10 protein-coding genes are annotated in these 12,814 nt (G+C 73.7%); 8 read left to right on the top strand and 2 right to left on the bottom strand.

Annotated elements, in window-relative coordinates; all coding sequences use genetic code 11:
- Window positions 1-124: 124 nt before the first annotated feature.
- The 8 genes from ACWCO8_RS23555 (at window position 125) to ACWCO8_RS23520 (ending at window position 8,409) form a co-directional block, all read left to right on the top strand.
- Window positions 125-1,078, top strand: coding sequence for a Zn-ribbon domain-containing OB-fold protein (locus ACWCO8_RS23555; protein ID WP_451033887.1), 954 nt, complete (start codon window positions 125-127; stop codon window positions 1,076-1,078).
- Complete coding sequence (locus tag ACWCO8_RS23550) at window positions 1,075-2,142, top strand: thiolase domain-containing protein (protein WP_362014216.1); 1,068 nt, start codon at window positions 1,075-1,077, stop codon at window positions 2,140-2,142. Before ACWCO8_RS23555 ends, ACWCO8_RS23550 begins: the two co-directional genes overlap by 4 nt.
- Window positions 2,135-3,301 (top strand): thiolase domain-containing protein, encoded by a 1,167-nt coding sequence (locus tag ACWCO8_RS23545; RefSeq protein ID WP_451033886.1) that lies wholly within the window; start codon window positions 2,135-2,137, stop codon window positions 3,299-3,301. The genes ACWCO8_RS23550 and ACWCO8_RS23545 overlap by 8 nt, the downstream gene beginning before the upstream one ends.
- 99 nt (window positions 3,302-3,400) lie before the next feature.
- Window positions 3,401-3,643, top strand: coding sequence for a DUF397 domain-containing protein (locus ACWCO8_RS23540; RefSeq protein WP_362014219.1), 243 nt, complete (start codon window positions 3,401-3,403; stop codon window positions 3,641-3,643).
- Between the two features lie 95 nt (window positions 3,644-3,738).
- On the top strand, window positions 3,739-4,149 hold the full coding sequence (locus tag ACWCO8_RS23535; RefSeq protein ID WP_451033885.1) for an ACT domain-containing protein: 411 nt from the start codon (window positions 3,739-3,741) through the stop codon (window positions 4,147-4,149).
- A gap of 110 nt (window positions 4,150-4,259) precedes the next feature.
- A complete protein-coding gene (locus ACWCO8_RS23530; RefSeq protein ID WP_451033979.1) occupies window positions 4,260-7,370 on the top strand; it encodes an ATP-binding protein in 3,111 nt (1,036 codons plus the stop codon).
- 150 nt (window positions 7,371-7,520) lie between these two features.
- Complete coding sequence (locus ACWCO8_RS23525) at window positions 7,521-8,021, top strand: hypothetical protein (RefSeq protein ID WP_362014223.1); 501 nt, start codon at window positions 7,521-7,523, stop codon at window positions 8,019-8,021.
- Between the two features lie 22 nt (window positions 8,022-8,043).
- Window positions 8,044-8,409, top strand: coding sequence for an RNA-binding S4 domain-containing protein (locus ACWCO8_RS23520; RefSeq protein ID WP_362014225.1), 366 nt, complete (start codon window positions 8,044-8,046; stop codon window positions 8,407-8,409).
- Between the two features lie 30 nt (window positions 8,410-8,439).
- Here the strand turns inward: ACWCO8_RS23520 and ACWCO8_RS23515 are convergent, their stop codons facing one another.
- Window positions 8,440-10,626, bottom strand: a complete 2,187-nt coding sequence (locus ACWCO8_RS23515; RefSeq protein ID WP_451033884.1) for a terpene synthase family protein — start codon at window positions 10,624-10,626, stop codon at window positions 8,440-8,442.
- Between the two features lie 158 nt (window positions 10,627-10,784).
- A complete protein-coding gene (locus ACWCO8_RS23510) occupies window positions 10,785-12,707 on the bottom strand; it encodes an N-acetylmuramoyl-L-alanine amidase (protein WP_451033978.1) in 1,923 nt (640 codons plus the stop codon).
- Window positions 12,708-12,814: the final 107 nt, after the last annotated feature.

The following is a 12,814-nucleotide window of genomic DNA, read 5'->3' as shown; positions in this document are numbered from 1 at the left end:
GCCGGCGTTTGAGGCGCGGGGTCTGGGGCGGAGCCCCAGTTCGGGAAGGGGCGGGGTGGGGTGAACGCCCCGCGCAGCGGTCGACCCGCCCGCACCCACGTCACCACCCCGACCAAGGAGCCCCATGCCCCCCGCCCCGGAAACCCTCCGCGCCCCCCTCGTCGTCGAGTTCCCCTTCACCCGCTCCCTCGGCCCCGTCCAGTCCGCCTTCCTGACCGGCCTCCGCGAGCGGACCGTCCTCGGGGTAAGGGCCGACGACGGCCGCGTGCTCGTCCCGCCCGTCGAGTACGACCCGGTGACCGCCGCCGAACTCCGCGAACTCGTCGAGCTCGGCACCACCGGTACCGTCACCACCTGGGCCTGGAACCCCGAGCCCCGCACCGGACAGCCCCTGTCGACGCCCTTCGCCTGGGTCCTGGTCCGCCTCGACGGCGCCGACACCGCCCTCCTCCACGCCCTCGACGCGCCAGGCCCCGAGGCCGTCCGCACCGGCATGCGGGTCCGGCTCCGCTGGGCCGAAGAGCGGACCGGCGCCATCACGGACATCGCCTGCTTCGAGCCGTACGAGAGCGCAGAGGACCACGAAACGCGCGCCCACGACGGCACCTTCGACACCCCCGTCACCGGCATCGTCGCCCACGCCCGGCTCGACTACACCTACAGCCCCGGCCGCGCCCAGACCGGCTACCTGCAGGCGCTCTCCGAGCGCAGGACCGTCGGCGAACGCTGCCCGTCCTGCACCAAGGTGTACGTCCCGCCCCGAGGCGCCTGCCCCACCTGCGGAGTCGCCACCACCGAGCACGTCGAGGTCGGCCCGCGCGGCACGGTCACCACGTACTGCATCGTCAACATCAAGGCCAAGAACCTCGACATCGAGGTCCCGTACGTCTACGCCCACATCGCCCTCGACGGCGCCGGGCTCGCGCTCCACGGCCGGATCGGCGGCATCCCCTACGACCAGGTGCGGATGGGGCTCCGCGTCGAACCCGTGTGGAGCGAGGACGGCCGCTACCCCGACCACTACCGGCCGACCGGCGAACCCGACGCCGACTACGACACGTACAAGGAGCTCCTGTGACGCCGGACCGACAGGACCGCGAAGTCGCGATCGTCGCCTTCGCCCAGACCGACCACCGGCGCCGCACGGACGAACTGTCCGAGGTCGAGATGGTCATGCCCGTCCTCCACGACGTGCTGCGGCAGACCGGACTGAAGACCGCCGACATCGGCTTCACCTGCTCCGGCTCCTCCGACTACCTCGCCGGACGCGCCTTCTCCTTCACCATGGCCCTCGACGGCGTCGGCGCCTGGCCGCCGATATCCGAGTCCCATGTCGAGATGGACGGCGCCTGGGCGCTCTACGAGGCCTGGGTGAAGCTGCTGACCGGCGAGGCCGACACCGCGCTGGTGTACTCGTACGGGAAGTCCTCACCCGGCTCCGTACGCGATGTCCTCACCCGGCAGCTCGACCCCTACTACCTCGCCCCGCTCTGGCCCGACACGGTGGCCCTCGCCGCCCTCCAGGCGCAGGCGCTCATCGACGCCGGACACACCGACGAGCCCGCGCTCGCCGCCATCGCCACGCGCAGCCGTCAGGACGCCACCGCCAACCCGCACGCCCAACTGCCGGGCGCCCGCGAGCAGGGCGAGTACCTCGTCGGGCCGCTGCGCACCGGCGACTGCCCGCCCATCGGCGACGGCGCCGCCGCCGTGATCCTCGCCGTCGGCGACCGGGCCCGCGAGCTGTGCGACCGTCCAGCCTGGATCCGCGGCATCGACCACCGGATCGAGGCGCACTCCCTCGGCGTACGCGACCTCACCGACTCGCCGTCCACCCGGCTCGCCGCCGAGCGCGCCGGGGCCTTCGAGCGGCCGGTCGACACCGCCGAACTGCACGCGCCCTTCACCTCCCAGGAGGTCGTGCTCCGCCGAGCCCTCGACCTCGACGACAGGGTGAGGGTCAACCCGTCCGGCGGAGCGCTCGCCGCCAACCCGATGATGGCCGCCGGCCTCATCCGCCTCGGCGAGGCCGCCGCCCGCATCCACCGGGGCGCCTCCGACCGCGCCCTCGCCCACGCCACCTCCGGCCCCTGTCTGCAACAGAACCTGGTCGCCGTCCTGGAAGGGGAAGCCCGTGCCTAAAGAGCCCGTCGCCGTCGTCGGAATCGGCCAGACCAAGCACGTCGCCGCCCGCGGGGACGTGTCGATCGCCGGACTCGTCCGCGAGGCCGCCGTGCGCGCCCTGGAAGACGCCGAGCTGACCTGGGCGGACATCGACGCCGTCGTCATCGGCAAGGCCCCCGACTTCTTCGAGGGCGTGATGATGCCGGAGCTGTACCTCGCCGACGCCCTCGGCGCGGTCGGCAAGCCGATGCTGCGCGTGCACACCGCGGGCTCGGTCGGCGGCTCGACGGCGCTCGTCGCCGCGAACCTCGTCGCCGCCCGGGTCCACGGCACCGTCCTGACCCTCGCCTTCGAGAAGCAGTCCGAGTCCAACGCCATGTGGGGCCTCTCGCTGCCCGTCCCCTTCCAGCAGCCGCTGCTCGCCGGGGCGGGAGGCTTCTTCGCCCCACACGTCCGCGCCTACATGCGGCGCACCGGCGCACCGGACTCCGTCGGCTCCCTCGTCGCGTACAAGGACCGGCGCAACGCGCTGAAGAACCCGTACGCCCACCTCCACGAGCACGGCATCACCCTGGAGAAGGTCCAGGCCTCGCCGATGCTCTGGGACCCGATCCGCTACTCCGAGACCTGCCCGTCCTCCGACGGCGCGTGCGCGATGGTCCTCACCGACCGTGCGGGCGCGGCACGTTCGCCCCGGCCGCCCGCCTGGGTGCACGGCGGCGCGATGCGCAGCGAGCCCACGCTCTTCGCGGGCAAGGACTTCGTGTCGCCGCAGGCCGGGAAGGACTGCGCCGCCGACGTCTACCGCCAGGCCGGCATCACGGACCCGCGCCGGGAGATCGACGCGGTCGAGATGTACGTCCCGTTCTCCTGGTACGAGCCGATGTGGCTGGAGAACCTGGGCTTCGCCGAGGAGGGCGAGGGCTGGAAGCTCACCGAGGCCGGGGTCACCGAACTCGACGGCGACCTGCCCGTGAACCCCTCGGGCGGCGTCCTGTCCACCAACCCGATCGGCGCGTCCGGGATGATCCGCTTCGCGGAGGCGGCGCTGCAGGTACGGGGGCAGGCGGGCGAGCACCAGGTGGAGGGGGCGCGCAGGGCGCTCGGACACGCGTACGGAGGGGGCGCGCAGTTCTTCGCGATGTGGCTCGTCGGCGACCGTCCACCGGCCGCCTGAGCCGCCCGGGCCGCCCGCCGGAGGTCTGTCGGCACCCGGTGCCGCTCGCTACCCTGAGCCCCGGACGACGACGTTGCGCTATGCGGGAGGAGCACGGACGTGGCGGAGAGCACCACCACCCAGCACGCCTTCATGGGCTGGAACAAGCCGGACCTCGACCTTACCGGAGCCGACTGGCGATCGGGCAGCCAGGGCGCGGGAGACGTCCAGATCGCCTTCGTAGAAGGCTTCATCGCCATGCGAAACGGCGGCCGCCCGGAGGCACCGTCCCTGATCTTCACCCCGGCGGAGTGGCGCGCCTTCGTGGTCAACGCCCGGGAGGGCGAGTTCGACTTGACGTGACGGGGGCGCAAGCGAGGGGGTCGGGGGCCGCTTTGGCAGGGGGCCTGGCGGCCGGGCGGCCTGTCGATCCGTCCGCACGCCCTAGGCTGTCGATCATGACCGCGGAACGGAATCTGGACCGGCTCGTCGCCGGGATGCGGCCGGAACTCAACTCCGGCCGCTACGTCTTCACCACCGTGGACGGGCCCGCTCCGGCGGGTGTCGTCCCGGTCGTCACCGTCGCCGAGCCCGAGGGGCTCACGCTGGTCGTGCGCCAGGAGGAGGCCGACGCGGCCGGCCTCGCGTACGACTACGTGGCCGGCTGGATCACCCTGCGGGTCCACTCCGCGCTCGACGCCGTCGGGCTGACGGCGGTGGTCGCGCAGGGGCTGGCCGAGGCGGGGCTGAGCTGCAACGTCGTGGCCGGCTTCCACCACGACCACCTCTTCGTCGAACACGCCCGGGCGGCGGAGGCGTTGGCCGTGTTGCGCGGAATCGCGGAGCGCGCGTCCGGCTCCGCCGTCTGACCTCGCGAGGCGCGCGTCCGGGCGTACGCTGAGTTCTTCGCGGGGCTCTCCGGCCCGGCCGCACTCATCCGCGCGCCGGGTGTGCGCCCCCGGCGTGGGGGTGGAACGTGGTGGTACGCAGCGGCGGTCGGGACCGCCGGGGCTTCGGCCTGTTCGAGCGCGAGGCGGAACTCGCGGCGGCGGAAGAAGCGTTGAACCAGTTGGCCGGCCTCGGCGAGGACGGCCCCTGGCCCGGGACGGGCGACGACGGTGCCCGGTGGACGGGCATCGGCGACGAAGAGTGGCGCGCGGGTGGTGAGGACGGCTCGGGGGTGGGGACCCCTGGCGACGTCCCGTCTCAGCGTTCCGGTGCCGAAGCGCCGGCGCGCGTAGGCGCCCCGCCTCAGCCGGCCGGTGCCGACGGGCCCGTACGCGTGGTCGTCCAGGGCGGCAGGCCCGCGAAGGCGGAAAGCCGCGCCCCCCGTGGTGGCGTCCTCGCCTTCGCCGCGCCCGCCGGGCTCGGGAAGACCACCCTGCTCGCCGAGATCCGGCGGCGCGCCGCCGCCAAGGGGTGCACCGTGCTCGCGGCGCGCGGTGGTGACCAGGAGCAGCGGGTCGCCTTTCACGTGGCCCGGCAGCTCCTTCAGCCGCAGCTCGCCGTCGCCTCCGACACCGAACTCCGCGCCCGCCTCGGCAGTTGGTACGACATCGTCGGCCCCGCCCTCGGTCTGTGCGCGCCCGCCGTCGGCGGGCCGCCCGACCCGCAAGGGCTGCGCGACGGGCTCGACTGGGTCCTGACCCACCTCGCCGTCCGGCGCGCCCCGCTCGTCGTCGTGGTCGACGACGCGCACTGGGCCGACCCCGAGTCCCTCGGCTGGCTCTCCGCCTTCGCGCCCCGCGCCGAGGAGCTGCCCATGCTGCTCGTCGTCGCCTATCGGCCGGACGAACTGCCGGACACAGGAGATGAGTTCACCGGGCGGCGGTCCGGGCGGCGGCCCCTCGGCCTCGAGCCGCTCACCTCCTCCGCCATCGCCCGCCTCGTCCGCGACCGCGTCGGCGCCCACGCCGACGACACCTTCTGCCGCGAGTGCTGGGCCGTCACCTCCGGCAACCCCTTCGAGGCCGTCGAGCTGGCCGCCAAGGTCCGCGACCGGGGCCTCGAGCCCCGGGCCGAGGCCGCCCACGAGCTCCGCGACCTCGCCGCCGCCGTCAAGGGCCACGGCCTCGCCGCCACCCTCGAACGGCTCGGCACCTCCACCGTCCGGCTCGCCTGGGCCTGCGCCGTCCTCGGCACCGAGATCTCGCCCCAGCTCGCCGGCGCCGTCGCGGGCCTCGGCACCGAAGCCGTCGCCGAGTGCGCCGGACGGCTGCGCGACGCCCGCGTCCTCGCCGGCACCGAGACCCTCGAGTTCGTCCACCCGCTCATCGCCACCGCCGTCTACCAGGCCATCCCGCCCGCCACCCGGGTCGCCCTGCACGGCCAGGCCGCCTGGTGCGTGACCGACGCCGGACTCGGCGCCACCGCCGCCGCGCGCCACCTCCTGGAGACCCACCCCGAGCAGGACCCCTGGGTGGTCAGCCAGCTGCGCGAGGCCGCCCGCGAGACCCTGCGGGCCGGCGCCCCCGACGCCGCCCGCCGCTTCCTCGCCCGCGCCCTGCGCGAACCTCCCGCCGACGACGAGCGCGCCGCCGTCCTCTTCGAACTCGGCAGCGCCTCCCTGCTCACCGAGCCCGCCACCACCGTCAACCACCTGCGCGCCGCCCTGGAGGAGCCCGTCGCCGACCCGGCGCTGCGCCATGGCATCGTCTACCGCCTCTCCCAGGTCCTCGCCCACAGCGACCGGCTCGTCGAGGCCTCCGAACTCCTCGGCCGCGAGTCCCGGCTCACCACCGACGCCCGCAGCCGGCTCCGTATGCAGTCCGAGAAGTTCATGTGGGACGCCTTCCGCGCCGACGAACCCGACTCGCCCGCCCGCTCCCGCCGCCTCGCCCGGCTCGCCGACCGGCTCACCGGCCGCGACCTCACCGAGCGGTACGTCATCGGCCTGCGCGCGTGGGACGCCACTCTGCGCGCCGAACCCTCGACCGTCGCCGTCGACCACGCCGAACGCGCCCTGGAGGGCGGCCTGAGCTGGGCCGACGAGAGCCGCGGCTTCGAAGTCCCGGTCCTGGTCGCCCTCACCTTCCTCTACGCCGACCGCCCCGGCCGCGCCGAGGAGCTCTTCGCGGCCGGCACCGCCGAGTTCGAGCGCCAGGGCTGGCACGGCGCCCACCTCTCCTTCGCGTACACCCTCCTGGGCTACATCCGGCTGCGCCGCGGCCGGCTCGTCGAGGCGGAGGACTTCGTCCGCGCGGGGCTGCGCCTCGCCGAGCGCGTCGGCGCCCGCACCCCCGCCCTCTGGTACGCCGTCGGCGTCTCCATCGAGGTGCTGCTCGCCCGCGGTCGGGTCGAGGAGGCCGACCGGATCGCCCGTACCCACGACTTCGGCGAGCCGTTCCCCGCGGCCGTCACCTTCCCCGACTCCCAGACCGTCCACGCGGAACTGCTCCTGGCCAGGGGCCACGTCGAGGAGGCCGCCGCCGAGCTGGCCGCCGTCGGCCGCCGCCTCGACCCGCGCGGGATGCGCAACCCCGCGTGGTGCCCCTGGCAGCTCCACCTCGCGCTCGCCGAGGCCCGGGAGACCCCCGAGCGGGCCCGCGAGACCGCCCGGGAGGCGGTCGCCAGGGCCCGCCAGTACGGTGCGCCGTCCGCGATCGGCCAGGCGCTGCGCGTGACCGCCGAGATCTCGGGCGGCGACGAGCGGGTCAAGCTGCTGGAGGAGTCCGTGGACTGGCTGGAGCGCTCACCGGCCGCGTACGAGCTCGCGCGCTCCCTGGTGGCCCTCGGGTCCGCGCTGCGGCGTGTCGGCCGCACCGGGGAGGCCGCCGACCGGCTCTACCGGGGGCTGGAGGCCGCCCAGACCTGCGGAGCCGACGGCCTCGGCGAGGAGGCCAGGGCCGAGCTGGCCGCCTCCGGCCTGCGGCCGCGCGCCCTCCATCCGGCCGGCACGGACGCGCTCACCGCCCGGGAGCGGCTCGCCGCCGACCTCACGGTCCGCGGCGAGGACCCGGCCGTCGGGATGAACACCGACCGGGCCGCCGTGACCCTGCTGCTGTCCTCCGTCTACCGCAAGCTCGGCACCGACCGCTCGGGCCTCGCCCAGGCCCTCCGCCGCGCCGACGCCGACCCGAGCACGGCCTGACCGCGGACCCGCCGGACGGCCGGTCCCACGGCGGGTCGGAAGGCGGGTCGGACGGCCGGTCCGACGGCGTGTCGCGCGGCGCCGCGGGGCGCCCGCGCCGTAGCCGCCCCGGCGCGTCGCGGTAGGGGCCGGGACACGTACCATGGCCGTATGTCCTTCCTCCGCCGCCGCAGCGCCGCCACACCCGCGGGCCCGGACTTCGATGTCCTGGCCATGGACCCGGGGGACTGGCCCGGCAATCTCGGCGCCGGTCTGCTGCCCGCGCCCGACGGCAGCTGCCAGGGTGTCTTCCTCCGCTACGACCTGTTCGGCGGACGCGGCCCGGCGATGATCATCGGCAATCTGCCGGAGGGCTCCCCGGCCCGCGAGCTCGCCGACGGCCAGATCCCCTTCGAGGTCGCCCAGCTCCTCGCGGCCCTGGAGAACGACGAGCCGGTCGAGGTCCTCGACACCGAGGACATGCCGGTGATGCAGGGCGACAACCTGCTGATCGTGCGTCGGCTCAAGCTCTCCGAGAGCCGTATCGCCTGCGTGCAGTTCGACCGCAGCGACAACGTCCTGGTGACGATCGCCAGTTGGGACCGTCCCATCACCGACGACCTGTACGCTCTGCTCAAGCCGCTGCCGGCCGAGCTGTTCCAGCAGGGCTGACCGGAGACGAGGACGGGGGCCGATGAGCGCACGCGTCGACAGCTGGATCTGGGCGGTCCGCCTCACCAAGACCCGCTCGCAGGCGGCCGCCGCCTGCCGGGCCGGACACGTCAAGGTCAACGGCGACCGCGCCAAGCCGGCCCAGCCGGTGAAGCCCGGCGACGAGGTGCGCCTCTTCCACGGCGGCCGGGAGCGGATCGTCGAGGTCAAGCAGCTCCTCACCAAGCGCGTCGGCCCGCCCGTCGCCGCCGAGGCGTACGTCGACAACAGCCCGCCGCCGCCCCCGCGCGAGCACGTTGCCCTGGCCGCCGTCCGCGACCGCGGCGCCGGCCGTCCCACCAAGCGCGAGCGCCGCGAACTCGACCAGCTGCGCGGCCGCTCCGACTGACTCCGGGAGCGACCGCGCCACGCGCGGTCCTTACGGCACGAACGCCTCCGCGAGACGCGCCGCCGCCGTGCCGATCCCGGTCGGGCCCACCACCCGGCTCAGCCCACCGCCCGCGTGCACGTCCTTGGGGCCGTAACGGCGCACGCTCCGATGCCAGTTGAGGATTCCGGCCAGCCAGTCCTCCAACTCCCGTACGTACGCCCCGAAGGCGGCCCTGCCCGCCTTGTCCAGCGCGAAGTCCTCGTACAGCAGCGGCAGTTCGTGGCTCTTCAGGTGCTCGAACTGGCGCAGTCGCCCGCGCATCAGGTCGTCGACCATCGCCACCGCCGTCGGGTAGTCGCAGTCGAAGAACTTCTGCAGCACCAGGACGCCGTTGTGCACCTCGCCCTCCACCTCGATCTCCTTCTGGTAGGAGAAGAGGTCGTTGAGGAGGGTCGCGTAGTCCGCCGCCGAGTTCTCGAGCGCCCGTACGGTGCCGGAGCGGAAGATCGCCGGCGGCAGCGACTCCGTGCGCCGCAGCTTGCACAGCAGCATCGTGAGCTCGGAGCCGAAGGTCGTGCGCCGCATCTCGATGTAGTCCACCGGGTCGGGCACCCGGTGCTGTGCCTGGTTGTGCAGCTCCCAGAGCCAGCTGTCGAGCATCGTGTCGACGGCCACCCGCAGTTGTGCGCGGGTCTCCGGCACCATCGGCGCGACCGAACGGGCCCACAGGTCGGCGAGCGAGCACTCCAACGGGCTCACGGCGAGCGCCCGCCCGGCCGTCGGATCCTCCAGCGACATGACGGACTTGAGCCGCTCCGTGCACTCCTTCGCGCCGATCAGGTTCCGCGACCGGCCGAAAACGACCGGGTAGTAGTCGTCGGCGTAGGTGCCCCAGACCAGCCACTCCGCGCTGAGCCGGAGCTCCTCCAGGGTGGCGTCCGGATCCAGCCCCGCCGCGCAGAGCGCGAAGTCGAAGCCCTCGGCCCGCTCCCGGTCCCAGATGTCCTCCAGGAGCCCCATCCGCTCCGCCCAGTCCATGGAGAGCCGCTGCGCCTCGTGGCGGTGCGGGCTGAGGGACAGCGGGTAGGGGAGGTCGAACTCGGGCAGCAGCGAGGGCCCGACGCGCTGGTACGGGACGTGCGTCAGCGCGCGCAGCCGGGAGGCGGCCGGCCTGCCGAAGAGCGTACGGATGTCGAGGGCAGATGTGCCGAGGACCCCGTCGAGCCGCGAAGGCCCGGTGTCCAGGCCCTCGTTCATGTACCGGCTGGAGCGCATGTGCCACTCGTGGCCCCCGGACTGCCAGTCCTGCAGCCCCTTCGCGTACGCCGCGACGGCCGCGCACTCCTCCGCGTTCAGCCCCTTCTCCAGGCAGAGGCCCGGGACTTCGGTGAGGGCCGTGTTCTCGAACTGGTGGAGCCGGGAGGTCAGCAGGTCGTTGACGGCCTCGGCCGCCTCCTGTGTCGTGCACCCGAGGAACTTCTCCAGGACGAGGACCCCGTTGCTGTTCTCGCCCTCGTCCTCGACCTCCCGCTGGTACGAGAACAGGTCGTTGCGCAGGTGCACCGCGTCGGAGAACGTGTCGCGCAGCACGAGCAGCGGCCGGGAGTGGGCCACCTGGCGCGGGACCTCCGCACCCGCCGCGTACTCGACGAGCCCCGCCGACCAGGGCGCGCCGCCCACCTTGCGGCGCATCTCGATGTACTCGACGGGGTTGGCGATCCGGCCCTCGTTGATGTTGTCGAGCTCCCACAGCGACTCGTTCAAGAGCGCCTCGGTCGCCGCGGAGAACCGTTCCCGCCAGCCGGTGGACATGGACGGCACCGTGCGTGTCCAGAGGTCGGCGAGCCCCGCCTCGACGGGGTTGGTCGGCACGGGCATCGCGGCCGACGGGTTCATCGGCATGAAGAGCGGCAGCCGGTCGAGGTACGCCTTGCTGCCCGGCCGGTCCTGGGTGCGCTTGAAGACCTCCAGGAAGTGGTCGTCGAAGAAGAAGACCCACGTGTACCAGTCGGTCACCAGCGACAGCGCCTCGGCGTCGCAGTCGGGGTGGGTGTACGAGCAGAGCAGCGCGTAGTCGTGGGACTCGAGGTCGTGCTCTTCCCAGACGCCGGAGCCCTCCAGCATCCCCATGGACCGTGCCCACTCGCGCGTGTGCGTGCGGGCGGTCTCCACATGGGGGTTGAGCCGCGCCGGATACGGGACATAGAAATCCGGCAGGACGAAGGGCTGAGCCATGCGAGTGAGGCCTTTCGATGAGCGTGGGCAGTGATCGGCCGAGCATTACCCCTCGCCCGTACGGCCCACGCGACACCGGAAATAGTCATATGAACGGATGCGGGGTGTCGCCGGGACCTCTGCCCGCCGACACCCCGCACGCTCTGGCCGGATTCGCCTCAGCCCCGCGAAACCCGCACGTCAGCCGCCTTCACGAAGGTGACGCGATGGCCGAATTGGATCTGGTAGTACTCCTCCTGGCCCCGGACGACCCGATGCCCGGCGGGGTCGAACGTAGGAGCGAAGTAGTACTCGCCCGGGGTGCGCCCGCCCACGACGTACGACTGACCCGCGAGCAGCTTGTACGGCAGCGGCGAGACCGCCTGGACCGGGACACCCGCCGGATACGCCGAGGCCTCCGGATAGGCACGCCCGTACACCGGTACCTCCGCCAGCCCCTCCCTCGGGGTCAGCAGCAGCCCCCGGGCGTTCACCGCCGTCCGCTCGCCCTTCGGGTCGTGGAACCAGGCCTTCTGGCCGAGGTACCAGATCGCCGTCCAGTCGCCCCTCCGCTCGGCCACCGCGTACTGCTGCCCGGTCGAGGCACGCGCACCGGTGTCGTTGACCCCGGTCGTCGAGTCCTCGCCGCCCGGCCGCAGCCCGACGTCCTTCACCAGCGGCGCGTCGGCCGCGGGCGCCGTGTGCAGCCTGACCGCGCCACTGCCGTGCGGGGCGCACGCCTCTCCCGCCTTCACGCACCCCGTGTACGGCGGCTGGTGGGTGGTGTACTCGGGCCGGATGGTCACCACGCGCGCGTGCGGACCCCCGCTCGCCGTGAACGGGCGGTCGAGGAGACGGAAGTAGTGCGCCCAGTCCCAGTACGGACCCGGGTCGGTGTGCATCCCGCGGATGGTCGAGGTGACCGTGCCGGGCACGTTGTCGTGGCCGAGGACGTGCTGCCGGTCCAGCGGGATGTCGTAGCGCTGGGCGAGGTACTTCACGAGCCGCGCCGAGCTCCGGTACATCGCCTCCGTGTACCAGGAGTCCGGCGCCGTCAGAAAGCCCTCGTGCTCCAGGCCCACCGACTTGGCGTTCACGAACCAGTTGCCGGCGTGCCAGCCGACGTCCTTGAGCGGCACGTGCTGCGCGACATGGCCGTCGGACGAGCGCAGCGAGTACTGCCAGGACACGTACGTCGGGTCCTGCACCAGCTTGAGCGTGACGTCCCAGGTCGCCTCCGTGTCGTGCACGACGATGTACTCGATCGACTGGGACGCGGGCCGGTTCGCCTTGTCGTGGTTGCCGTAGTCCCCGTCGCCGAACTCCTCGTACGGCGCGGGGATCCACTCGCACGCCACCGTGCGCGGGCACTCCGTCGGCCCGGTGCTCGGACTCCGCAGCCCCAGCGACCCCACCTGCCCCCGCGCGGGCGCGACGTCCGGGTCGGCCGCGAGCGTCACCACCTGCCCGCTGTCGGTCGTACGGGACTCACCGGCGCGAATCACGTCGAACACGTCGTTCGCGTACGCCGTCGCGGTCGCCGTGTCGTCCGCGCCGGAGTACCGCGCCACCGCGCCGAACCAGTCGGCCGGATCGGCGCTGAGCGGCCGGCCCGACGCGCGCTGGGCGGCGGCGAGCAGCGCCGCGCCGCCCTCGATGTTCGCCGCCGTACCGGTGCGCAGCTCCTCCGCCGGGATCCCGGTCAGCGCCGCCGCCCGGGACAGGGTCTTGAGCCGGTCCGGCAGCTGGTCCCGCGTCGGCAGCGGCGTCGCGCTCGCCGAGCCGTGGCGCGGTCCGCGCGCGTCGTCGCCCCGTGCGTCCTCCTCGCCGTGCGAGTGGTGCGGGGCCTCGGCCAGCGCCGTCACCGCGTCTGTGAGGTGCATCGGGCCGTAGCCCCCGGTCACGCTCGGCGCGCCGCCGTGCCCGTCCCAGCGCGACTGCAGGTACGACACCGCGAGCAGCACGCTCGGCGGCACGCCCTGCCGTTCGGCGGCCGCCGCGAACTGACGCTGGAGCGAGCCGGGCGCCGGCGGTCCGGCCGCGGCCGGCGGGGCGGCCGAGAGGAGAGGGAGGAGCAGAGCTGCGGACGCCACGGCGCCCACCGCTCGGGGGACCCGTGTGCGGGACGCGGAACGGTGCAAGGCGGCCTCCAGGTACCAGGGGTGATGAGGGGGCGTGCGGGGCCGGACCCGTACAGGGGTAGCGGCTT

It is taken from the genome of Streptomyces sp. NPDC001927 (assembly GCF_053594455.1).
The sequence above is the reverse complement of the archived record's forward strand: the minus strand, read 5'-3'. Positions and strand labels throughout refer to the sequence as shown.